Origin of the sequence: Desulfosporosinus shakirovi (assembly GCF_020595055.1) — a bacterium.
In the GTDB taxonomy this organism is placed as follows: Bacteria; Bacillota; Desulfitobacteriia; order Desulfitobacteriales; family Desulfitobacteriaceae; genus Desulfosporosinus; species Desulfosporosinus shakirovi.
Window position 1 is genome coordinate 1 of record NZ_JAJDOO010000001.1, and the last position, 24065, is coordinate 24065.

The 24065-nt window shown below is 44.8% G+C and carries 28 protein-coding genes; all 28 read right to left on the reverse strand.

Features of this window, described 5'->3' with window-relative positions:
* Window positions 1-40: 40 nt before the first annotated feature.
* Entirely contained in the window at window positions 41-442 is a 402-nt protein-coding gene (locus LJE72_RS00005) for a NuoI/complex I 23 kDa subunit family protein (RefSeq protein ID WP_229245249.1), read from the reverse strand.
* 4 nt (window positions 443-446) lie between these two features.
* Window positions 447-1514, reverse strand: coding sequence for an NADH-quinone oxidoreductase subunit NuoH (nuoH, locus tag LJE72_RS00010; RefSeq protein ID WP_229245250.1), 1068 nt, complete (start codon window positions 1512-1514; stop codon window positions 447-449).
* A gap of 25 nt (window positions 1515-1539) precedes the next feature.
* Window positions 1540-2643, reverse strand: a complete 1104-nt coding sequence (locus LJE72_RS00015) for an NADH-quinone oxidoreductase subunit D (protein WP_229245251.1) — start codon at window positions 2641-2643, stop codon at window positions 1540-1542.
* Between the two features lie 11 nt (window positions 2644-2654).
* On the reverse strand, window positions 2655-3143 hold the full coding sequence (locus LJE72_RS00020; protein WP_229245252.1) for an NADH-quinone oxidoreductase subunit C: 489 nt from the start codon (window positions 3141-3143) through the stop codon (window positions 2655-2657).
* On the reverse strand, window positions 3133-3654 hold the full coding sequence (locus tag LJE72_RS00025; RefSeq protein WP_229245253.1) for an NADH-quinone oxidoreductase subunit B: 522 nt from the start codon (window positions 3652-3654) through the stop codon (window positions 3133-3135). Before LJE72_RS00025 ends, LJE72_RS00020 begins: the two co-directional genes overlap by 11 nt.
* Entirely contained in the window at window positions 3645-4004 is a 360-nt protein-coding gene (locus tag LJE72_RS00030) for an NADH-quinone oxidoreductase subunit A (RefSeq protein ID WP_229245254.1), read from the reverse strand. Before LJE72_RS00030 ends, LJE72_RS00025 begins: the two co-directional genes overlap by 10 nt.
* 115 nt (window positions 4005-4119) lie before the next feature.
* Window positions 4120-4902 (reverse strand): ribonuclease HII, encoded by a 783-nt coding sequence (locus tag LJE72_RS00035; RefSeq protein ID WP_229245255.1) that lies wholly within the window; start codon window positions 4900-4902, stop codon window positions 4120-4122.
* A 142-nt stretch (window positions 4903-5044) separates the two neighbouring features.
* Window positions 5045-5875 carry a ribosome biogenesis GTPase YlqF gene (gene ylqF / locus LJE72_RS00040; protein ID WP_229245256.1) on the reverse strand — a complete coding sequence of 277 codons (831 nt, stop codon included), beginning with the start codon at window positions 5873-5875 and terminating at the stop codon, window positions 5045-5047.
* Window positions 5876-5921: 46 nt separating this feature from the next.
* Complete coding sequence (gene lepB, locus LJE72_RS00045; protein WP_229245257.1) at window positions 5922-6446, reverse strand: signal peptidase I; 525 nt, start codon at window positions 6444-6446, stop codon at window positions 5922-5924.
* A gap of 346 nt (window positions 6447-6792) precedes the next feature.
* Window positions 6793-7140, reverse strand: a complete 348-nt coding sequence (gene rplS / locus LJE72_RS00050) for a 50S ribosomal protein L19 (protein ID WP_007786333.1) — start codon at window positions 7138-7140, stop codon at window positions 6793-6795.
* Between the two features lie 148 nt (window positions 7141-7288).
* On the reverse strand, window positions 7289-7846 hold the full coding sequence (locus LJE72_RS00055; RefSeq protein WP_073028232.1) for an RNA methyltransferase: 558 nt from the start codon (window positions 7844-7846) through the stop codon (window positions 7289-7291).
* Window positions 7847-7903: 57 nt separating this feature from the next.
* Window positions 7904-8719, reverse strand: coding sequence for a tRNA (guanosine(37)-N1)-methyltransferase TrmD (gene trmD / locus LJE72_RS00060; RefSeq protein WP_229245258.1), 816 nt, complete (start codon window positions 8717-8719; stop codon window positions 7904-7906).
* A gap of 60 nt (window positions 8720-8779) precedes the next feature.
* Window positions 8780-9277, reverse strand: coding sequence for a ribosome maturation factor RimM (gene rimM / locus LJE72_RS00065; protein ID WP_229245259.1), 498 nt, complete (start codon window positions 9275-9277; stop codon window positions 8780-8782).
* 65 nt (window positions 9278-9342) lie between these two features.
* The gene (locus tag LJE72_RS00070) at window positions 9343-9573 is read right to left on the reverse strand and encodes a KH domain-containing protein (RefSeq protein ID WP_073028235.1); all 231 of its coding nucleotides are present in this window, start codon (window positions 9571-9573) and stop codon (window positions 9343-9345) included.
* Between the two features lie 25 nt (window positions 9574-9598).
* Window positions 9599-9865, reverse strand: a complete 267-nt coding sequence (gene rpsP / locus LJE72_RS00075) for a 30S ribosomal protein S16 (RefSeq protein WP_073028236.1) — start codon at window positions 9863-9865, stop codon at window positions 9599-9601.
* Between the two features lie 260 nt (window positions 9866-10125).
* Entirely contained in the window at window positions 10126-10350 is a 225-nt protein-coding gene (locus tag LJE72_RS00080; protein WP_229245260.1) for a hypothetical protein, read from the reverse strand.
* 117 nt (window positions 10351-10467) lie between these two features.
* Window positions 10468-11826: a signal recognition particle protein gene (gene ffh / locus LJE72_RS00085; RefSeq protein ID WP_229245261.1), complete on the reverse strand. Its 1359-nt coding sequence runs from the start codon at window positions 11824-11826 to the stop codon at window positions 10468-10470.
* 186 nt (window positions 11827-12012) lie between these two features.
* Window positions 12013-12381 (reverse strand): putative DNA-binding protein, encoded by a 369-nt coding sequence (locus LJE72_RS00090; RefSeq protein WP_229245262.1) that lies wholly within the window; start codon window positions 12379-12381, stop codon window positions 12013-12015.
* Window positions 12382-12453: 72 nt separating this feature from the next.
* Window positions 12454-13758, reverse strand: coding sequence for an amidohydrolase (locus LJE72_RS00095; protein ID WP_229245263.1), 1305 nt, complete (start codon window positions 13756-13758; stop codon window positions 12454-12456).
* Window positions 13759-13832: 74 nt separating this feature from the next.
* Complete coding sequence (gene mtnA / locus LJE72_RS00100; protein ID WP_229245264.1) at window positions 13833-14870, reverse strand: S-methyl-5-thioribose-1-phosphate isomerase; 1038 nt, start codon at window positions 14868-14870, stop codon at window positions 13833-13835.
* A 16-nt stretch (window positions 14871-14886) separates the two neighbouring features.
* Window positions 14887-15672, reverse strand: coding sequence for an S-methyl-5'-thioadenosine phosphorylase (mtnP, locus tag LJE72_RS00105; RefSeq protein WP_248286145.1), 786 nt, complete (start codon window positions 15670-15672; stop codon window positions 14887-14889).
* A 3-nt stretch (window positions 15673-15675) separates the two neighbouring features.
* A complete protein-coding gene (gene ftsY / locus LJE72_RS00110) occupies window positions 15676-16605 on the reverse strand; it encodes a signal recognition particle-docking protein FtsY (protein ID WP_229245265.1) in 930 nt (309 codons plus the stop codon).
* Between the two features lie 146 nt (window positions 16606-16751).
* The gene (locus tag LJE72_RS00115) at window positions 16752-16940 is read right to left on the reverse strand and encodes a hypothetical protein (RefSeq protein ID WP_229245266.1); all 189 of its coding nucleotides are present in this window, start codon (window positions 16938-16940) and stop codon (window positions 16752-16754) included.
* On the reverse strand, window positions 16933-20529 hold the full coding sequence (smc, locus tag LJE72_RS00120) for a chromosome segregation protein SMC (RefSeq protein ID WP_229245267.1): 3597 nt from the start codon (window positions 20527-20529) through the stop codon (window positions 16933-16935). The genes LJE72_RS00115 and smc overlap by 8 nt, the downstream gene beginning before the upstream one ends.
* Window positions 20522-21307: a ribonuclease III gene (rnc, locus tag LJE72_RS00125; protein WP_229245268.1), complete on the reverse strand. Its 786-nt coding sequence runs from the start codon at window positions 21305-21307 to the stop codon at window positions 20522-20524. Before rnc ends, smc begins: the two co-directional genes overlap by 8 nt.
* Window positions 21308-21310: 3 nt before the next feature.
* On the reverse strand, window positions 21311-22558 hold the full coding sequence (gene fabF, locus LJE72_RS00130) for a beta-ketoacyl-ACP synthase II (RefSeq protein WP_396389926.1): 1248 nt from the start codon (window positions 22556-22558) through the stop codon (window positions 21311-21313).
* A 2-nt stretch (window positions 22559-22560) separates the two neighbouring features.
* Window positions 22561-23514, reverse strand: a complete 954-nt coding sequence (locus LJE72_RS00135) for an NAD(P)H-dependent flavin oxidoreductase (RefSeq protein WP_229245269.1) — start codon at window positions 23512-23514, stop codon at window positions 22561-22563.
* Between the two features lie 299 nt (window positions 23515-23813).
* On the reverse strand, window positions 23814-24041 hold the full coding sequence (acpP, locus tag LJE72_RS00140) for an acyl carrier protein (RefSeq protein WP_045573343.1): 228 nt from the start codon (window positions 24039-24041) through the stop codon (window positions 23814-23816).
* Between the last annotated feature and the right edge of the window lie 24 nt (window positions 24042-24065).

Consider the following 24065-nt stretch of genomic DNA (forward strand, 5'->3'; position numbering starts at 1 on the left):
GACAGAATCGCAAAAATAAAGAATACGATTGTGCTCACCCTCACTCCTCCTTCCCTTTTCGCTCGGCGCGTTTAATCATATCCCATTGCATGTCTTCCGGCTCATAAATCGCGTTTTCAAATTCCTGAGTAACTTTCAAAGCCTTTGTAGGACAAACCTCGGCACACATACCACAGAACAGACAACGACCTACATCCATATGATACGTTTTTAGAACTTTTTTATTGGCTTCATTCTTTTCACTGGTCAATTTGATAACTGAGTTAGGGCAGGCCATAGCGCACATGTTGCATGATATGCACTTATCCCGTTCGAGCCCCATGGAACTACGCACCCTAGTCGGAAGGTTAGGTTTTTCCTCAGGGTAAAACTCAGTGATATTCGGACCGACCATGCGTTTGAATGTGATGCCTAAACCTTGTAGTAGACCTTTACCAAACACTGTGTCACCCTCCCATCACGAATCGGTAAATGTAAATTCCCAGACCCGTTAACAAAATGTTCACTATTGAAAGCGGTAACAAGACCTTCCACGCCAAGTGCATTAAATGGTCAATTCTAATCCTTGGGAAGGTCCACCGAACCCACATCATCATGAAAATCATAACCCCGACTTTCATGAAGAACCAAACATAACCCGGCAAGAAAGCAGGACCCTGCCAACCGCCTAAAAATACCGTAGCAGCAAGTGCAGACATAGCCGTCATGTTTCCGTACTCTCCAAGGAAAAACAATCCCCAGCGAAGTCCGGTATACTCTGTAAAGGGGCCTGCAACTACTTCCTGATCCGCTTCAACCAGGTCAAACGGTGCTCGGTTAAGTTCTGCCAAGCCCGCAATCATGAAAATTACAAACGCCAGAGGTTGAAGAACAATAAAAGGAATAGTGCCTTGCGCTTCTACTATAACCCCTAAGTTAAACGACTGAGTGATCATAACAACCCCGAGCAAGGAGAAGAGCAAGGGGATTTCGTAACTGATCATTTGAGCTACTGCCCTCATACCCCCAAGTAAGGAGTATTTATTATTGGATCCCCATCCAGCCATTAAGAAACACAGGGTTGAAATTGAGGAGATAGCTACAAAGTATAAGATACCTAAATCGATATTTATCGGTGCCATATCCTTCCCATAAGGTATGACAGCCAAGGTCATCATTGGGAGACAGAAGATAATCATTGGTGCAATTTTAAAAATAAGCTTATCTGCACCAGCCGGGGTAACATCTTCTTTACCCATGAGTTTTAATGCATCAGCTATAGTCTGAAACCATCCGCGCGGACCGAGACGATTGGGCCCTGGCCTTTGTGAAGTCCAACCTGCTACTTTGCGTTCAAGTAAGATCAAAATCAAAGCAGCCAGGACAACAATGATAACCACGATGATAAAATTAATGACATTCATGGTTAAATTAGCCCAAACCGATTGGGGATCCGCAAAAAGACCACGGATGGCATCCGCAATAATCAAAAACAGATTATTTAGAGTCTCCAACAGGTAATTTAGAGTCTCCATCTTATTCTCCCCTCATCGCAATTTACTACTTATCAACTTCACCCAATACAGCATCTAAGGTGGCGAAAATAGCTACAACATCTTGAATCTTCCAGCCTTTGGCTACTATCGGGAGCATTTGTAAGTTTATGAATGTAGCTGGTCTGATACGGAGCCGTGTCGGCTTAGTCGTTCCATCACTGACGATATAAAATCCTAGTTCCCCTTTGGGGTTCTCAACACGGTGATATACTTCCCCGACTGGAGGCTTAATAACTTTAGGGACCTTCGCCATAATCGGACCGCCGGGAATATCACGTACTGCTTGCTTAATGATTTTGATACTTTCCACGATCTCATCCATCCTGATTATAGTACGATCATAGCTATCGCAACCCGTTCTAACAGGTACATCAAAATCAAATCGATCGTAGATACTGTAAGGATCCGCTTTACGCACGTCATAATCGACACCGGACGCTCGTAAGACGGGTCCGGTGATCGACAGGTTCTCCGCCATTTCCTTGGTTAGAATACCCACGTTCTTTAACCGACCCATAGCAATTTCATTTCCAAAAAAGATGCCATAATATTCTTCAAGCATCTCTGGTGTGTCGTCAAGGAATGATTGTAAGGCAGGCCAAAATTCTTCCGGTGGCTCTGCACTCATTCCTCCTATTCTCATAATGTTGACTGTCAAGCGACTTCCTGCGGTCATCTCATACATATCGCAAATCCGTTCACGATCACGGAAAGCATAAGACCATGCTGACCAACCCGCCATATCAAGCGCTGTACTGGCAATACACACCTGATGGCTGGCAATTCGGGCAAGTTCCCCGAAGATAACCCGAAGATACTCAGCGCGTTCTGGAATTTCAACCCCCATGAGCTTCTCAACAGTTTGTACGTAGGCCCAGTTATTATGCGGAGACGCCAAGTAGTCCAACCGATCCGTATAAGGAATGAACTGTGAATAGGTTCGACTTTCGGCTAGTTTTTCCATACCTCGATGTAAATATCCTAGTTTAGGCTCAATATTCGTAACTGTTTCTCCTGCTAAATGGACCACCATGCGAAACAAGCCGTGCATACTCGGGTGCTGGGGGCCCATGTTTAAGATCAGTTCTTCTGTTTTTTCAATAGACATGACGTTTCCCCCTATTCCCCTTCTATTCGTGTACGCACGACATTTCGAACCTCTATGGGTTCAGTCACATAATCTTTGCGCAACGGATATCCTTCAAAATCATCCCACATGTAAATACGCTTTAGATTGGGATGTCCCTTAAATTTGATGCCAAACATATCATAGGCTTCACGCTCAAGATAGTTTGCGCCCTCCCAAATGCGAGTTGCGGAGTCAATCACCGGGTTTTCATGGTCCATAGTTGCCTTCACTCTCAAGAGCTGGGGGCCATGGAGGCTTGATAACTGATAGACGACTTCAATATGGTCCCCACTGTCTACTCCACATAAATCGTGCAGAAAATCACATGGGACATCGGGGAAGTTTTTAGCTCCCGTTAACGCTTCAATGATGTAGGTCGCTTGAACTTTCAACACGAGTACCCCAAAACTTTCTTCGACTACACCGTTAACCTGAGAGGCAAGTTCGTCTACGTAGCGGCTTAATACTTTATTTTCCATGTCTCATTAACCTCACCTTAGCGGGATTTGAAACTTTATATTGAAGTTGCAAAAGCCCATAAATTAAGGATTCCGGCCTCGGAGGGCACCCTGGGATATAGACGTCTACTGGTAAGATTTTATCGACACCCGCAAGCATGGAGTAGGAATCGACAAAGGGACCTCCTGCATTCGCACAACTGCCCATGGCGATCACCCATTTTGGCTCGGGCATTTGGTCATAAATTCTTCTTAACAGGGGAGCCATCTTACGAGTACAAGTCCCTGCAACGATCATGACATCGGCTTGACGAGGTGAGGCACGGAAAACCTCATATCCAAAGCGGGAAATGTCATAACGGGGTCCGCCAGTAGCCATCATTTCAATCGCACAGCAAGCTAAGCCCAAAGTAACCGGCCAAAAGGAATGTCCTCTTGCCCAGTTCAAGGCCTTATCAATCGTAGTAACTAAAACATTCTTTTCTATCAACGTTTCTTCTTCGCGAAGACGTTTTTCTGAAGCTACATCCACTCTAGAGCACCTTCTTTCCAAGCATACCAGAAACCAACTAAGAGAATGACAATAAAGATAAACATTTCCACAAAGGCAAATGTCCCCAGTTTTTGGAATGTTAAGGCCCAAGGATACAAGAAAACTGTTTCAACACTAAAAGCTGCAAAAACTAAGGCATACATAAAATAATTGCTCTTGAATCCAAGCCATGTTCTTCCGATGGTTTCGTTACCACATTCGTAAGTTGTCAACTTCTCTTTATGCGGTTTATTGGGCGCTAGCAATTTTGGCATAATCATCATAATGATGGATACTGCCATTGCTCCAACAAGAAACACACCTACACCAGAAAAATTATTATCATACATTGGGATTACCTCCTTTCATTACAATTTCCGATAGCATGCTTCTATTAGCTAATCATATTTTGCCACAACCATAGATTTCGGTCAATTTAATAGTGTTTTCTATAATTTCTTACCTTTAGCTAATAGATGTCTCTTGCCTCACCGGTGCAAAACTTTTGCGGTGGAGCGGACATGGCCCTAAGCGCTTTAGAACCTGCATGTGTTCACTTGTGCCATACCCTTTGTTCTTAGAAAACATATATTCTGGATAGAGAGAATGAAGTTGAACCATTAGTCGATCACGGGTCACTTTTGCTAAAATAGAGGCCGCCGCGATTGACGCACTTAAGTGGTCACCCCCTATGAGCGGAAGCTGTGGAAGTTGTACATCTGGAAGATTTAACGCGTCTATCAGTAAATAATGAGGGCGAATTGTCAAGCCTTCTATGGAGCGCTTCATGGCTAGTTTCGTTGCCTGCAAAATATTCAGGGCATCAATCTCTGCCGATTCAGCACTTCCTATAGCATAATCAATCGCCTGCTTTTGAATTTGTATAAAGAGCTTTTCCCGTTTACTTTCTGTCAGCATCTTGGAATCATTGAGCCCAGGAAGATCAAATTTTGCCGGCAGAATACAGGATCCTGCGACAACCGGACCCGCCAGCGGTCCGCGACCTGCTTCGTCAACTCCTGCCAACAATAAATAACCTTGCTTCCATAGCTTATTTTCTTCAACGAGCAGTTGTTGTATACGAGCTTGTTCCAGCACTTGTGCCTGCTGGTACTTGACTAGTTGAACTGCTAGTCTGCGAACTCCCTGACGCGAGTCGTTCTGACAAGCACATATCATACGAGGGGAAGGATCTCTATAGAGTGCTTCTTGAACTTCCCGAATATTCATTTGGGATAACGGTTCCACACTTTTCTCCTCTTCTCTCCCTAAAAATTCATTTCGACATGCAGAGGCAATTACCTCTTATCTAGCTATCAATCTTCAATATACACACAATAATTTTAAAATTTAGAAATGTTTCTAATATCTTTTTATTTTCGTAATTATATTATTTATTAAAATGATCCATAGTTATTGGTCCGAGTTGTCCCATTCGAAGATCCCTAAGAAATATCTGAGCTGCTTTAAGCGTATCGACACGTCCACCATGAATTAAGCATCCCCGTTTGCGACCTAAGCTCTCCAGCGTAACCTCAGATTCTTCAATCTTATAGCGGGACAAAGAACTTGGGGAATGTATATTTAACCAGTCAATAATCCAATTCGACAGTTCCTCAATATCAAAAACATCATCTTTTACGGCCCCAAGTGCTGCTAGTTTTTTTCCGACTTCAACATCATCAAACTTCGGCCATAACATTCCCGGCGTATCTAACAGCTCAACTCGTTCATGAATCCGAACCCATTGATTACCTCGAGTAACGCCTGGTTTGTTACCTACTTTTGCTTGGGCTCCACCTGTCAATTGATTTATTAAAGAGGACTTTCCAATATTCGGAATACCAACAATCATTACTTTTATCATTTGCGGGCGAATACCCTTTTCCGCTTGTTTTGCTTGTTTAGCAAGGACCATGCGTTCAAGTTCCGGTACGATCTGTTTAACACCTACCCCTGTCGTTGCACTAACAGCGTAAACAGGACTCAATTCTTTTAAGTGCTTCAGCCACTTCGACGTCCAATTAGAATCCGCTAAATCGGCTTTGTTAAGCAACAGCAACCTCGCCTTATTGCCAAGCAAATTATTCAGCATTGGATTACGACTGCTGACCGGTATCCTCGCGTCTGCAAGTTCTAACACGACATCTACCCATTTTAGTTGTTCTAACAGAAGCCGTCTCGTTTTAGCCATATGTCCTGGAAACCATTGAATACTCATGAAAACCTCTCTTCATCCTTCTCAGACTTTTCTTTAGCTAATCTATTTAACTTGCTCTCGAAATAAATCTAAACCTCTGAAAAGGGTAATATACTAACCATGCTTTTCCTAACAGATAGTTCTTAGGAAGAAGTCCCCATTCTCTTGAGTCTTCACTTTCACGGCGATTATCGCCTAAGACAAAGACCTTTCCCTCCGGTACCCTTTCCGGACCATAGGGGGGGTAATCACCGGGTTTAACGTAAGGCTCAGGAATAGCATCCCCATTTACAAAAACTTTATTATCCCGTAATTCTACAGTTTCACCTTCAGCCGCAATAACCCGTTTTACAAAGGTTCGCTTTAAATCCTTGGGAAAGGCAAATACGACAACATCTCCTCGAGTTGGAGCCCAGAAGCGATATGAAAGACGATTAACGAGAATGTGGTCTCCCGGAGCCATGCCAGGTTCCATGGAGGGAGTTGGAATCAAATACGGTTGAAATACTACCCAACGCAATATTCCGCCTGCCAGTATAACTACGCCAATAATACCCAAAAGCCATTTTGTCTTTGTTCTCTTATTTTCCATCGTAACGCTCCCCTCTTGAACTACTCTTTAGTATGAACAAGATTCTTCGGAGCATACGCGGAAGAAGCATAAAAATCTATAATTAATCATTTTGTTTGCTTATAACTGTAAGTCTGCAATTTTCGACAATATAAAAAGCTAGTTCTATGTCAACCTTTTGGTCCACAAAATATGTAGGTGCCCATCCTTCAGCCATACTCCGACAAATGTTCGAGGTTAGACCTGTACAGATGGCGCAGTGTCCCTACCGGCAATGGGTAGCAAGAAGGGACCGCCTAGAAGCGGTCCAGTCGAATTTTTTTGCAAGTAAAAAAAAAGAGCCAGATTGCTCCAGCTCAATTATTTCCTAGCCGATACGACGGTCGCGAATCCGTGCCGCCTTACCCGATAGTCCACGTAAATAGTAAAGCTTAGCCCGGCGAACAATACCCCGACGAGCCACCTCAATCTTTTCCAAGCGTGGTGAATGCAAAGGGAAAGTTCGTTCTACCCCGACTCCAGCGAAAACACGTCGAACTGTAAAAGTCTCTCGAATGCCACCACCTTTCATTGCGATGACAAGCCCTTCAAAAACCTGAATACGTTCACGAGTTCCCTCAACAATGCGCACATGTACACGAACCGTATCACCTGGGCGGAAGTTAGGAAGATCCTTCTTCATTTGTTCTTCTTCAATCATGCGAATATAATCCATTAAAAATCCCCCCTTCCTTGCCTAGATGTTCATACACTGATTCACAGCCAGCGGACCATCTATATCAGACCAATTTATATTATCACAACCTGTTTAGTTATGCAACAAATTCAAGATCAATCTTTCTTTACCTTTAGCAAATCCGTGCTCAATGTCCGCGTAGGCGATCTAAGATTATTGAGACTGCTGAACGTACAGATAAGTGATTATAATCGGTCGGTCCATAGATCGGCTCTAAAATCAGATCCATCTTCTCAACATCTTCTTTGAGCAGTCCCCATCCCGTACCAAAGAGTAAAAGAATTGGAGTTTCTATAGTTTCTATATCCTTACGAAGCTGTGCATAAGTAACTGTATTGGCATACTTACGTGCATCTGTCGCCACTTTAATAGGGGCAACTCCGTGTTCAGCTTCAATCTCAGCATAGACTTCCTCCAAATTGTTTGCAATTTTAACTCGCGCGAATGCTTCTTGACGGTCCGGATTGTACTCAGCACCGTAACCCTCTTGCCAAAAGCCCATAATACGTTTCGCTAACTGACGTTGGGCTTCCGCAGGATGAACTACGAAATATCGTTTTACCCCATAGGTGGTTGAACACCTGGCAATATCATGCAGATCTAAGTTGGTAATTGAAGTAGCGACCGTCTCCATATTTTTATTGTATACAGGGGAATGGACTAGAGCTAAGTAAATATCTGACATGGAGAAATTCCTCCCAACGCAGTTCCTGAAACCAGAGGCCACCTCTGATTCTATATTTTAGATAGTTTTTTTCGAAGATCGCCGCTGTCGTTTTGGTGGAGGACAAAGATGTTGCCATTTCCCACGCCATGAGGCAATTTCCTCGTGCTCAAGAATAAGTTCTTCTAAAATGGGATAGTCTTCCGCTCCAAAAGTAATCTCACTGATCAAATCTGGGCGCCTTAAAAAAGTCCGTCTTAGAGACTCTTTTCTTCGCCAACGCTTTATCTGTGCGTGATGTCCGGATAACAAAACTTCCGGCACCTTCTGCCCTTCAAATTCAGCTGGACGAGTATACTGAGGGTATTCCAAGAGACCACCAATACTGTGTGAATCCTCCTCGGCTGAAACCTCTTCTCCGAGGACTCCAGGAATGAGCCTGGCTAGGGCATCAATCATAACCATTGCAGCAAGCTCCCCGCCAGTCAAGACATAGTCCCCTAGGGAGACTTCTTCATCGGCCAACTCTCGAACTCGCTCATCAAATCCTTCATAATGCCCGCATATAAAGACGAGTTCTTTATGAGCAGACCATTGTTCAGCTTTTTCCTGATGAAAAACCTGGCCTTGTGGTGACATGAGAATAAGCCTCCGTTGGTTGCAGGTCTGGGGTAAATCCCTTATTGCTGCAAAAATCGGTTCAGGCTTTAAGAGCATTCCTGCTCCTCCTCCATAGGGAACATCATCCACATTTTTATGCTTACTAGCAGCGTAATCACGGAAATTCACCAAGTTAATTTCCATTAAACCCGCTTCTTGCGCTCGTTTTAAAATGCTTTCATGCAAAGGTACGAACATCTCAGGGAATAATGTTAACACTGTAATTTTTATCATATGTAGATCAATCCTCCAACCTAATCGTGGTTCGATATTCATCGTTCGTGGTTCGAACGACTAATCTCGAAGCCCGGCTGGAAGTATTACATCCATGCGTCGACCAGGGACATCAACGTTTTGAACGACACTTTTAAGGGCCGGAATACATAGTTCCCCATTAGCGCCTTTGACTACATAGACGTCATTCGCCCCAGTTTCTAAAACCTGAGACAGGGTTCCTAATAAGAGATCTCCCTCGTAAACTTGCATCCCTTCCAGCTCGAAATAATACCATCCCTCTTTAAGCGGGAGTACATCCGAACGATCAATTCGCACTTCCCACCCTCGGTATTTTTCTGCCTCATCCGCAGAATCCATACCCTCAACTTCGAGTAAAACAAATTCCATTTGTAAACGGGCTTTGATAACTTTAAAGTGTTGATTGGTCTCCCCGCGTTGCAAAATGACTTCCTGCAGTTTCAAAAAGCGTTCAGGGTCGTTCGTCAACGGATAAACCCTCAACTCACCGCTCAGTCCATGCGGACGCAACACCTCTCCAATCAGTACTTTATCCATAATCCTTGCCCCTTTCCAAAAGATTAAGTTTAAAACGTTGAGAAGGGCACTTGCCCTTCTCAACGTTATTGATCAATGTCCATATGAACTCGGCGCCCATCTTTGACGGCAGCCGCTTTAACCAGCGTACGAATAGCGTTCGCGATCTTCCCCTGTTTCCCAATCACTTTCCCCATGTCTTCAGGAGCGACTGTTAACTGCAAATGCACGCTCTTTTCTGTCTCAGACTGGACAACGAGAACTTGGTCAGTTCGATCTACCAACGCTTTCGCGAGGATTTCTACAAGTTCCTTCACAGGAACCACCCCCCAAACTCTACAGTTAGTTCTTGGACTCGTGGAATTTGGTCATGATACCAGCTTGACTCAGCAAAGACTTTGCAGTATTTGAAGGCTGAGCCCCGGTTGATAACCATTTCATAGCCTTTTCCTCATCAATGTTAAGAACTACAGGGCTTTTAGTCGGATCATAATATCCAATTTGCTCAATGAAACGACCATCACGGGGAGCTCTAGCGTCAGCAATTACCATACGATAGAAAGGATTCTTTTTCGCACCCATGCGGCACAGACGAATTTTGGTAGCCATGTTTTCACCTCCTCCAATTCGAGGTTCGAAGTTCGAAGTTCGAGGCTCGAATGTCATCCATTCAATATCTCACATCGCACATTTTGCCCCTATTTTAGTTCAACTAAACTTTAAGACAGAGTAAAACTCAATTAAAGTAAGTTTATTATATAAACAACGCTATATATTACAGCGTGTGTCCATCAAAATTATTCAGCACATTTCTCTTGGTCTATGTCCCAAGCGTGTGTCTCGTCAGCGTGGCCTAAACAGCAACCGACCTAATGAGACTCAAGAACCGTCCGCAACTTGCACTGGAAGGCGCGCATGAAATGTGCCGTCTCCCAAGCAACGTCCCTCGTCCCCAAGACCCGGGACGCAGTGTCACACAGCGTGACGTCATTACGTAAGCAGCTAAGCAAACTTCCGTTCAAGCGACCCAAGACCGGGGCAGTGTACAAGGATGTACACTGCCGCCAGTGAGCCACGGATGGCTCATCTGGCACGATAGTCTCCAGTGGAGATTATCGCCGAAGGATGAACCCCGCGCCCCAAAGAAAGGAGCTTGAACGGTTAGTTTGCTCTGCGTCGTAAGCACCGAACGCTGGGTGACACAAATCCCCCTATACCGTCGGAAAAGGGAACTTAGGTCTCTTACCCTTCTTACCTTTTTTCCCGCCTCCGAGCACTCCCATGCCACCACCCGAGAATTGCTTCATCATTTTCTGCATTTGTTCAAACTGCTTTAATAAACGCCCTACGTCTTGAACAGAGGTGCCACTGCCTTTAGCAATCCTCTTTTTACGAGAATCTTTTATTAATACCGGCTTCCGGCGCTCTTCTGTCGTCATCGACCGGATAATTGCTTCAATATGTGCAGTGTCCTTCTCATCTATCTGTACATCTTTCAACTGCTTCCCTACTCCGGGAATCATTTCCAAAATCGAGGAAAGCGGGCCCATTTTTTTCATCTGCTGCATCTGATCTAAGAAATCATCGAGTGTAAATTCCTGTTTCCGAAGTTTTTGTTCCATTTCCTTGGCTTTTTTCTCATCAAAAGACTCTTGTGCCTTTTCAATCAGAGTAAGGACATCGCCCATTCCTAAGATTCGTGAAGCCATTCGATCAGGGTGGAAAGGTTCAATGGCATCCATTTTTTCCCCGATCCCAACAAACTTTATCGTACACCCAGTTACTGCTTTAATAGAAAGCGCAGCACCCCCGCGCGTATCTCCATCGAGCTTTGTGAGAATGACGCCGTCAAGTCCTAAATCACTGTGAAATGACTCTGCTACATTGACTGCATCCTGCCCTGTCATAGCATCTACAACTAACAAAATTTCATGAGGTTTAACAGAGCTTTTAATATCTCGAAGCTCACCCATTAATTCTTCGTTAATATGCAAACGTCCAGCCGTATCAATAATGACTACATCTTGCCCGTTTTGATTGGCATGCACGATGCTTGCTTTAGCAATATCCCTCGGGTTATCCTGTCCCATAGAAAAGACTGGAACTTTCAGTTGGTCTCCTAAAACTTGCAATTGTTTAATCGCTGCAGGACGGTAAATATCACACGCCACAAGCAAAGGATGTTTCCCCTGTTTTTTTAGCATATTAGCCAATTTGGCCGCATGTGTTGTTTTTCCTGCCCCTTGAAGACCAATTAACATAATCACGGTAGGCGGTTTTGATGCAATTAGGATTTTACCTGTTGCACCACCCATGAGTTCAATCATTTCTTCATGAACAATCTTAATAACATGTTGTGCCGGCGAAAGGGATTCAAGGACCTCCTGTCCGATCGAACGTTCCTTAACTTTGGCCACAAAGTCCTTGACTACCTTAAAGTTGACATCCGCCTCAAGCAAAGCAACACGAACTTCTCGCATAGCCTCACTGACATCTGCTTCCTTTAATTTACCTTTTCCTTTAAGCCGTTTAAATGTTTCTTGGAGTTTTTCGCTTAGTCCTTGAAACATGCCAGTCCCCGCTTTCGATTTGATCCACTTCCCAAAGTCCCACCTCAATAAATGAGAATCCAGTACTCATTTGCGCCACAATAGTAAAAATTCAAAGTCAGCTTTCAAAGTCTGTTTTGGCTGTAATACCCTATACCAACGTATTCCGACCTCGGGCATCTGACTTCTGAACTCTGTTTACTGCCCTCAGTAAGCCGCAATGTTGGCAAAAACATCTTCAATCATAGCACGTATCTTTTGGTGCCGTTCATAGGCTACCAGACTCGAAAAATCTTGTTTCGTTAACCCTTGTAATAAAGTTTGAACCTCTATCAACTTCTCACGTTCCGTCCAAAACCTCTGCACAAGTCCTAATTTATCCTCATATTCATCGAGGATCCTTTCTGTGCGTTTAAGCAAATCGTGAATAGCCTGACGGCTGATATGCTCCACTTCAGCGATTTCAGTTAACGAGAGATCTTGTTGATAATGAAGATCCCAAACGTTTCTTTGCTTTTCAGTTAGAAGTGGTCCATAAAAATCAACTAAGAGAGCCCTTTTGGCGAGTTTCTCCATTACAACCCCCTGTAAAGCGTTTTTACTTTACAACGGAATATTAGACTAAATTTTATTGAATGTCAAGTGTTATTACTTAACATTCAATTCCATTGCAATTCGCTTTGCTCGAGTTTCGGTTTCTTGGCAAACTTTACCGACATCCATTGTCAATAGTCTTCGGCCTTCCATAAGAAATTTACCGTCTACCATCACCGTACGAACGTCTCCAGCATGGGCCGCATAAACCAAATGTGCCGGGATTGAAAAACGAGGATAAAAATGCGGTTGATCCATATCGATCGTGATCAAATCTGCTTTAAACCCTGGAGCCAACACGCCGACATCTTCAAGTCCTAACGTTTGTGCCCCGCCCACTGTTGCCATTTCCAGTACTTCATAGGCGGGAAGTACGGTTGAATTAACTCTTAGTTTTTGTTGGAAGGCTGCTGAGCGCATTTCCCCAAACAGATCAAGGTTGTTATTACTTGAGGCACCGTCCGTTCCGAGTCCTACAACAACCCCTTTGGCACGCAACTCAGTAATTGGGGCTGTTCCACTGCTCAGCTTCATATTGCTTTCAGCATTATGTGCGATACAAACGTTCTGGCGAGCTAAGATTTCTATATCTTGTGCAGTTAAGTGCACACAGTGAGCCGCCACAACATGCCCACTGAAAAGCCCCAGTTCATCCAACCATTGGACAGGCGTCTTTCCGTACTGTTCTCTCACAATGTTAATCTCATCTTGAGTCTCCGCCACATGAATATGAACTCCTACATTCAAGCGGTTGGCCTCAACTTTTACCTTTTTAAGATAGTCTGCCGAACAAGTATAAGGGGCGTGTGGACCAAACATAATACTCAACCGCCCATCACCCGTTCCATGATACCGGCGTACTAATTCAATGTTCTCCTGTAAAGCACGTTCCCCGTTAGGCCCATTCCCGATCAGCCCTCGCGAAAGCACAGCTCGGGTCCCAGCAAGGAGTACCGCACTTGCAACTTGATCCATCGAAGCATACATGTCGAGCATCGTAGTAGTTCCAGAACGGATCATTTCGCAAAGTGCTAAGGAGGTTCCCCAATAAATATCCTCATCTGTCAATTTCTCTTCAAAAGGCCATATTTTTTCGTTAAGCCACGGCATTAGCGGCAGATCATCTGCATAACCCCTGAGAAGCGTCATGGCCGCATGAGTGTGAGTATTAATTAAGCCGGGCATAACCACATCATTAGGTAATTCCAAAATGCGTTCAGGCTCAAAACCGCCCGGTGCAGAGCCCTGCACCCCTACTGAAACAATCTTGTCATCCTCAATACAAATTTCCCCCTGAGGAAAAAACGCATCTGCTCCAGTCATGGGTAAAACCATAGCATGAATTAAAATCTTAGACATCGTCTTCTGTCTCCTTACAGCCGTCATCAAGATTAAGATTCCTGGCTTAGATTAAGAGATTACTCCCTCTAAATTCAAGATCGAACCATCAATTTAAGGAGATTAACTGAATAAGGCGCGGACACTATCCCCTTTTCAGTTATTATTCCCGTAATATATTTAGCTGGAGTAACGTCAAACGCCGGGTTAAATACATTAACCTCGTCTGGTGCAATTGTTACCCCAAAGCATTCTCTGATTTCCTTAGCGGGCCGTTCTTCGATCGGAATTTCCTGGCCGCTCGCTACTTTTAAATCAATAGTAGAGGTTGGTGCCGCTACATAAAACGGAATGCCGTGAGCGTGTGCCAAGACAGCAACAGAATAAGTTCCGATCTTGTTAGCTGTATCCCCGTTAGCTGCGATTCGGTCCGCTCCTACAATCACAAGGTCGACCTTTCCTTGTTGCATTAAATACCCGGCCATATTGTCAGTTATAAGGGTCACTGGAATCTTGTCTCTCTGAAGTTCCAACGCAGTTAGACGTGCCCCCTGTAATAGTGGACGCGTTTCATCTGCATAGACATGAATCATTTTGCCAGCCGTATGGGCAGTTCGAATAACCCCTAGGGCAGTTCCATATTCCACTGTAGCTAAGGCCCCTGCATTACAATGAGTTAGAATATTAGCTTTGTCTGGGACAATCTCATTTCCATGTTCCCCAATAAGACGGTTCATGCGGCGATCATCTTCGGCAATCCGACCTGCTTCTTCAGTCAAGACCCGGCGTACATCCTCTAAATCATCCATATCCCAACATTCACGCAATCGATCTTCCATTCTTCGCAGGGCCCAAAACAAATTGACTGCCGTGGGACGAGTTTCTGCAAGCCTAGCTTGGACCCGTTCCATAAAGTTAGGTAAGCCGTCTCTATCTCCTTCGTACTCTAACGCTCCCAGTACAAATCCATAAGCAACGGCAGCCCCGATAGCTGGGGCACCACGCACTTCCATATTTTCAATAGCTTCTGCTACACCCTCATAAGACACTGCATCCCGATAGACGATTTCTACTGGAAGCTTGCTCTGATCTAATATACGCAAGGCATTCCCTAGCCATTCAATCGATTTCAACGTCCCACCACCTCTCTTAAAATTTACCGACTTCGACATTTGCCAAGGCACATAGACATTTCTGACCAGGAGTCAATAACTCAAAGGTCGTTTGGATGAGTTGCGCAACGTTTATCTCCAATTCCTTAATGCTTTTCATAACTTCCGCATGGCTTAACGGATGATCTGCAATTCCCGCTGCTTCATTCGTAACCATCCCGATGGAGGCGTAACACATCCCCAGTTCCCGAGCCAACACGACTTCAGGAACACTTGTCATTCCGACAAGGTCAGCCCCAAGGTGCTGAAACATCCGAATCTCTGCAGGAGTTTCAAAACGAGGGCCTTCAGTACAAACATAACATGCCCCGTTCTTAACCACAAGTCCCAGATGCTTTGATGCATCTACAATCAATTGTCGCATTTCGGAACAATAAGGCTCTGTCATGTCCACATGGAGTACCCCTTGTTGCCCTCCCTCATAGAATGTCTGTGGACGACTCTTAGTAAAATCCAAAAACTGATCAATCAACACCAACTCGCCTAAGTGGTAATTCGGGGATAGAGAGCCTACAGCCGCTGTAGCAACAACCTTTCGCACCCCTAGTTCGCGCAACGCCCAAATATTTCCTCGGTAATTCACAAGATGAGGAGGAGTCGCATGGTCTCGACCATGTCGGCTCATAAAAACCAGATCATGCTTACCTAATTTCCCCATAACTGGTTCAACTGTTCCGTAAGGAGTTTCCACAGAGATAACGCGCTGTTCAGTCAGCTCAAAATATTCAAGCCCTGTTCCCCCGATAAGTGCAAAGTCTGTCAGAGCCTACTCCCCCTCATCAATTTTTCCAAAGAGTGCGGACGCAAAATCCTCAGGAACAAACGGACGCAGGTCTTCCATTCCTTCACCTATTCCAATCCATTTTACCGGAATATGGGTTTCCCCTTGAATTCCCAGGACAACCCCTCCCTTCGCTGTTCCATCCAACTTCGTCAAAACAATTCCTGTAACTCCCGCAACTTCCTGAAACAACTTTGCTTGTTGTAAAGCATTTTGTCCAGTCGTCGCATCAAGCACCAGCAGAACCTCATGTGGTGCCCCAGGGATTTCTCGGTCTATCACCCGTTTAACCTTCCGCAATTCTTCCATTAGATTCACTTTATTATGGAGTCGACCAGCAGTATCCACAATCACTACATCAACATTGCGCGACTTAGCAGCTTGCACCGCATCATAGGCAACCGCTGCCGGGTCAGCCCCTTCTCGTTGCTTGATTACCTCTACACCGGATCGCTCTCCCCAAACTTCCAGTTGGTCTATGGCAGCAGCCCGAAAAGTATCCCCTGCAGCCATTATAACCCTTTTTCCATCCCTTTTTAACCAATTGGCAAGCTTTCCAATCGTCGTAGTTTTACCAACCCCGTTGACCCCAACCACGAGAATAATGGTTGGACCCTGCTTGGCAAAAGTAAGGCTTGATTCTTCCCCCAACAACTCTGCGATCAATTCTTGCAGAACCGCTGTAAGCTCATTCGGATCTGAAAGTTTACGCTGTTTAACTTCCTTGCGCAACCGTTCAACCAATTCGAAAGAAGTGTTAACACCTACATCTGACCGGATTAACACCTCTTCCAATTCTTCATATAACTCTTCATCAATTTTCTTCCGACCCGTGAAAACTTCTTCTACTTTTTCAACAAAATTTTGTCGGGTTTTGGTAAGACCTTCTTTAAGCTTTGAAAAGAAACCTGCCATGGTTTAACATCCTCCCTAATAGTGGTTCGTGGATCGATATACATGCAAATGATTGCCCCTAGTCTTTTTCGATGCACGAGAACCGATCCCACTCAACCGTCCCCATCTTCATCCTGAGGAAGGTGCACATGAAATGTGCCTTCTCTCTAACAGCGTCCCTCTCGTCCCAAGACCAAGGACGCAGTGTCACACAAGCGCGACTTCTTTACGTAAGCAGCAAACTTCCGTTCAAGCGACCCCAGATACGGGGCAGTGCACAGGGATCGGTTAGTTTGCTCTGCGTCTATGACCGAGAGCTGTGCGACACGTCCGGCTAAGGCATGGCATCTAAGCAATCCCAACCGTCTCCTGCCGCCCATCCAGCTTAACTGAAAGCAACTTGGAAACTCCAGACTCCTCCATAGTTATCCCATACAAAACGTCGGCTGATTCCATCGTTCCTTTACGGTGAGACACCACAATAAACTGAGTCGAACCCGATAATCGATGAATATATTGGGCAAATCGCTGAACATTTGCATCGTCCAGTGAAGCTTCAATCTCATCCAAGATACAAAAAGGACTTGGCTTAACTCTCAAGAGAGCAAACAAAATGGCAATTGCAGTTAATGCCCGTTCACCTCCCGACAGAAGGGACAGGAGTTGTGGTCTTTTACCTGGAGGTTGAGCTATAATCTCAACGCCCGTTTCCAGTATAAGTTCCGGATCGACTAATTGAAGCTCAGCGTGTCCGCCATCGAAAAGTTCTTTGAAAACTTCTTGGAAAGCCTTATTCACAGCATTAAAACTTTCAATAAATCGTTCACTCATCGTCTTATCAAGTTCAGATATCAATTGGCGCAAAGTCTGGTTAGCTTCCACCAAATCATTTTGCTGGGCTAGCATAAATTCTCGTCGTTTAAGAATTTTAGGATATTCTTCAATAGCAGCCTGGTTAATAGGACCTAATTCTTCAATTTGCCGTTTGATATCTTGAACTCTTTTCCACAGAACGGCCCTTTCTTCCTCGGTCTGATAAAGCATCCCTTCTTCCCAGGTCAGGGAGAATTCTTCGACTAACCGATTTAATCCAGCCTCGCATTCCGTTTCCCAACGAACAACACGTATTTCGTGAGCGTGAAGACGCTGTTCAAGTGTATGCGCCCCCTGGCGCAAGGTATTTATCTCCTGCTCAAATTCAACAACGCGGCCAGACAACCCCTCTCGGGACTGTCTGGATTGCATCAGGTCATACTGCTGCCCTTCTTGGACTTTGGCATGGTTCACAAGCTTTTGGCCCAACGACTCTAATTCCTCTTCAACGTTCCGACGGGTTTGCTCAATACTAACCTTCTTCTGCTTCTTCTCAGTAAGATTTAATTCGCTTTCACGAATCCCTTTACGCTCTTGCACCAGTTGGTCCATGCATTGAGTTAATTCCTGCTCCCACTTAGCAAGTTGGATCTTATCCTGAGTTAGTTTCTCTACGTAACTTTCGATCTCTTCAGCCACAGTTTTTGCTTCAGACTCTCTAAGATTAAACTCCTCCCGCAAATGAACCGAGGTTTTTTCCGCGGCTTCCATACGTTCCGTTAAACTCTCTAAGCCGTTAAGCAGTTCGTTCTTTTGCTCTGCGCTTTCCCCATGCCGCAAGCTTAAACCCAATAAATCTCCTGTCAACCTTCGAATCTGACTCAGCACATTTTCGTGCAACGCCCTAAGCTTAACCTGGAGTTCTCGCCCATTGCGCAGTTTCAAGCCTGTTATCTCAATGTTTTCTTGAAGTTCCCTTTGTCTTTTATCATTTGCTAAACATTCCTGTTCTTTTTGGGCTAAGTCCTTTTCCGATTTCGCTATGCCAACACGAAGAGTCTCGATTTCACGAGACCTTGCGAGTAGATTTCCACCTTTACGCTGAATACTTCCACCACTAATAGAGCCACCCGGATAAACTTGGTCTCCCTCCAGAGTCACAATCCGCAACTTATATCCAGACGCTCTCGCAATCCGAGTTGCCGCCTCCATATCGGTAACAACCACAATACGGCCCAGAAGGAACTCCATCGCGGGTCGATACGACTTAGTATAAGTAACCAGGTCGACGGCAAGTCCGATATATCCGCTGTCCTTCTCCACCGCCTGGTTCACAGACATCCGGTATCCTTGAATAACGTCGAGAGGAAGGAAGGTTACCCGTCCTAATTGATGCGTCTTCAAATAAGCAATGGCTTTTTTTGCCGACTGTTCATCTTCAGCGATCACATTTTGCATTCCTGCACCTAAGGCGGTTTCCACAGCGAGTTCATATTTTTCTTCCACCTTGATCAAATCAACGACCGTTCCACAGAGGCCTAAACATTCTTTAACTCCTTTTTTCTTGGCTAGCATTACCTCTCGAACTCCACGTTGATAGCCTTCTAAGGAATCTTCTAAAGATTGCAACGCATGCAAGCGTGCTCTGGATTGATCTGTAAGCGTTTTTTGTTTCTGGAGTGCCAAGCCCTTTTCTTGACGTAGGGCTTTGAGCTTATCTAACTTCAGCTTTAGCTCCGACTCTTCTTTTTCATTAGCTTGAGCTTGTCCCACTAGCTGAAGCAATTCACTTTCCTGACTATTTCTAGTTTCAACCAAAGACTTATGTTCTTTATTTTTTATCTCTTGCTCTTGTTCTATTTGAAGAACTTGCTGTTCAAGTGAGGCAAGAGTATGACGCGTACCTGTCAATTCATTCGACCAATTAGCTTGCTCTGTCAGCGCTTGGAAAAGGTCGGTTTTTAGCCGCTCGATATCCTTCGCTAATGTATTCTCTCTAATCTTAGACAGCCTCTGTTCTTGAGCATTTACTTTCAGCTGAGATTCTTCAACAGTATGCTTTAAAACCGCTTGTTTTGCGACAAGGGTTTTGATTCGCTCCTGCAAATGGTTGATTTTCCCCTCATCCCCGAGGATCTCTTGGGTTAAACTTGCCGTTTGCTCGTCAAAATAATTAAAGCGTTCCTGACGAAGATTTTGGTCGTGTTTCAAGGAATTCAAAGCCTGTTCGGCTTGGAAAACCCTTTCTTGTTTCTGCTGTATCTCATCATCTATTTGTTGCAGTTCATCCTTTAGCTTTAGATTCTGAGTTTCCTTAAGTCCTAGGCTAGCTTGAGTTTCCATGACACTGGCTTGCAGAATTTCTAAATCCTGCTCAGCTTTTGACAACTTTTGCTTAACCTCAGAGATGTCGAGAACAACCGCCTGAATTTCTATGCGCTTTTGCTCATTCGAAAGAGCTAGGCTCTGTTCGGCCACTTGGGCTTGGGCAGCCAGAGGAGTCAGTTGCCCCTCAATTTCTTGTACAATATCGTCAATGCGTTGGAGATTAAGTGTCGTAGCATCCAGGCGCTTCAAAGCTTCGCGCTTTCTGGATCGATATTTCGTAATCCCCGCCGCCTCTTCGATTAGTGATCGGCGTTCTTCTGATTTTAGGGTTAGAATTTCCTCAACCCGCCCCTGCCCAATGATCGAAAATCCTTCTTTTCCGGCCCCCGTATCCATAAATAGTTCTTGAATATCTCTCAGTCGGCAAGCCGCTTTATTGATGAGATATTGCCCATCCCCATCACGATAAACTCTTCGGGTAATGGTGACTTCCCGAAAGTCCAACGGAAATATTCCGGTGGTATTATCAAAAATCAGGGAAACTTCAGCCATTCCAACAGGTCGACGCTGTGTACTTCCTGAAAAAATAATATCCTCCATTTTGGACCCTCGCAAGCTTTTGGCGCTTTGTTCCCCCAAAACCCAACGAACCGCATCCGCGACATTACTTTTTCCGCTCCCATTTGGGCCTACAATAACGCTTAATCCCTGACCTAGCTCTAACTTAACAGAATCAGCGAACGACTTAAATCCCTGAATATGAATCCCCTTCAAAAAAACTGGGAAATCCTCAGGTTTAGTCATCGTTCTCACTCCCCCAACGGTCTAGGACTTGCCTTGCAGCATGTTGCTCGGCTTCTTTTTTTGTCCTGCCCATTCCTTTCCCCTTTAGGTCCCCTTCGATAAAGACTCCGGCAGTAAAGAATTTATTGTGATCTGGGCCTTCTTCCAAAAGTATCTGATAGCTTACCTCTTTTTCTTCCCGTTGTGCTTTTTCCTGTAATACCGTTTTGTAATCCCCGTAATTTCCTTTAGCCACTTCATCAATCGAAGGCTTAAGCAGCTCTAAAATTACTCTTCTGGCTTCTTGAAATCCATATTGCAGATAAATCGCTCCGATAACCGCTTCCCATGCATCCGCCAAAATAGAAGGCCTCTCGCGACCTCCTGAGACCAGCTCACCCTTACCTAATAACAATTCTTGCCCTAACTCAATCTCATGGGCCTTACGAGCCAGTGTTGTCTCGTTGACAACAGCCGCGCGCATCTTGGTAAGTTCTCCTTCTGGTCGGTCTGGGTAACTTAAGTAGAGGTATTCTGCAACGACAAAATCTAAAATCGCATCTCCCAAAAACTCAAGCCGTTGATTATTTTCTTTGCCAAACTGTGGATTTTCAAAGACATATGAGGGATGGGTTAACGCTGTTGTAAACAGCCGATTCGGCGGAATCCCCAATTCCAATCGTTTAGCCAGCTTAACTCCTGGTTCAAGTTTTATAGAAGTCAGGGCGTATTTTTTCCGCCCTGAACTCCCTCCTGTTTTCTTGAAGTTCTCAGTAATGTCAGACTTTTTTTCGACCATAGCTCAGATCTCCTTGTTAGGCAATTTCTTCAAGACAATAGTAGCATTATGTCCACCAAAACCTAACGAATTGGACATCGCTACATTTACGTCTTGCTTGCGAGAGGTATTTGGCACATAGTCCAGATCGCATTCCGAGTCTGGCTCTCCATAGTTGATAGTAGGCGGAATGACTCCCCGTTCAATGGTCAGCGCACAAATAACTGCCTCGATCGCTCCGGCAGCCCCCATTAAGTGACCGGTCATAGATTTGGTCGAACTGATAGCTAACTTTGGCGCATAATCTCCAAAGAGACTTTTAATGGCAACGGTTTCTGTCACATCATTTGGCCCGGTACCTGTTCCGTGCGCATTGATATAATTAACTTCTTCAGTACTTGCCCCGGCATCCTTTAAGGCAAGACGCATCGAACGAATAGCTCCTGCACCGCCAGGGACAGGAGTCGTGATATGGTAAGCATCCGAAGTACTGCCATAGCCGGCTAATTCGGAGTAGATGTGTGCACCGCGGGCCTTAGCATGTTCTAAAGACTCCAGCACCAATACCCCTGCGCCTTCTCCCATGACAAATCCGCTTCGACGTTTATCAAAAGGACGGCAGGCTTGCTCAAACAGCTCATTTTCGGTTGACATTGCCTTCATTGAGCAAAAACCGGCAAAGGCCAGCTTAGTGATAGGGGCCTCGGTCCCTCCACAGAGTACAACATCAGCTTCTCCGCGCTGAATCAATCTCAGAGCTTCTCCAATGGCATTAGTTGCTGAAGCACAGGCTGTCACAATTGTCATACTGGAACCTTGCAAGCCAAACTCAATGGATATATGCCCTGCCGCCATGTTACTAATCAGCATCGGAACAAAGAATGGGCTTACTCGACTGCTCCCTTTGCTCATCAGCACCTCTTTTTGATCCTCAAAGGATGTCACACCGCCAATTCCACACCCCATAACAGTTCCAATTCGTTCTTTATCTTCGTTCTCTAAATCCAGTTTAGCATCTTGAACCGCCATCTTAGCTGCTGCGATAGCAAATTGGGCAAAGCGATCCATGTGGCGACTCTCTTTTTTGCTAACCCAATCCGTTGGTTCGAAGTCTTTGACCTCTGAAGCAACCTTCGTAGGCAAATCTGTGGTATCAAAACGTGTCAACTGACCAATTCCGGACTTTCCCTCCATTAGGTTATTCCAGAATTCATCCAGACTGTTTCCCAAGGGAGAGATTACGCCCATCCCCGTAATAACTGCACGATGCACACCTATTCCTCCTTAATGCTGAGTACTTCCTTTTTTATATCTTCAAAAATCTCATGAACTGACAAGACTTTATTAATCTTATGAACTTTAGCCCCCGAAAAGATAAGGCCCTCCCGTACATTTCCCTCTTGAGCCTTTATCAATCGACTCATAATGCAAAAGTTACCTTCACAGCTTTTCAGACAACCCTTACATTCTGTCGGAGTAACGTCAACACCTTCATCAAGCGCCAAGGTAAACGGGTTTCTGATTCCCCGCCCTGGTAGCCCAACAGGGCTATGAATAAACACGATATCCTCTTCTTTAGCCTTTAACATCGCCGTTTTCCAAGCAAGTGCCGCGCTGCTCTCTTCACTGAGTGCAAACCGTGTTCCCATTTGCACCCCAGATGCACCCGACTTTAACATCTCCACTACGCCTTTTCCATCAACAACGCCACCTGCGCCAATAACTGGAATACTGACCGCTTCAATGACTTCGGGAAGAATTTCATGTATGGAACGATCCGTCCCTAAATGTCCTCCGGCCTCCACTCCTTCTACGATCACAGCAGCTGCCCCCAGTTTCTGTGATAACTTAGCAAGTTTTGCAGAGGACACAATTGGCACAACTGGAATACCTTTTTCCTTGCCCCAAGTAAACATGTCCCTTGAAAAACCTGCACCCGATACTAAAAGATCAATTTTTTCTTCAAAGGCAGCTTGGACTAATTGGGCAAATTCACGGACAGCAAACATAATGTTCACTCCGATGATCCCTTTGGTACGTTTTCTTGCTTCACGGATTTCCGCTTTAAGCTCCTCTACAGACAGACCACTACCCGCAATAATTCCGATCCCGCCCTCTTCCGCCACCGCTGCAGCGAGAGGTGCCATAGATATTCTTACAGCCATTCCTCCTTGAATAACAGGAATCCTAGCCACTAAATTGCCAATACAAAGGTCGGGTATTTTCACAATCTTTCCCCCTGTTCAGAGTTCTGCCCCTTTTCAATTCTTATGAGTAACAAAGTTTCTAAGCATCTATGTGAACACCCTTTATCTCAGTTCGATATTCGTGGTTCGCAATTTCAAAATAAACTTCGAATATCCATATTTCCAGAATAGCACCTCAGTAACTTAGATCAGTTGCTTAAAACTCGATTTTAATGTTAAATTCTTATCTAAGTGAACTTTATTGGCTAAATTCATGGATAAAGGAGAAAGAAAATCTCTTAAAAGAAAGTCCCGCATTGAATACGGGACCCTTTTTGTGTTTATTTGTTTTCCGTGATGTAGTTTACTGCATCTCCAACCGTTCGAATTTTTTCGGCTTCCTCATCCGGAATATCCAAGTCGAATGCCTCTTCTAGAGCCATAATCAATTCTACGATGTCTAAAGAATCTGCATTTAGCTCTTCAAAGGAGGTCTCCGGGGTAATAGTTCCTTCATCTACCCCAAGTTGCTCGACGACGATGGCTTTCACTTTATCGAAAACTCCCATGTTGCTGCTTCACCTCCTCTCAAA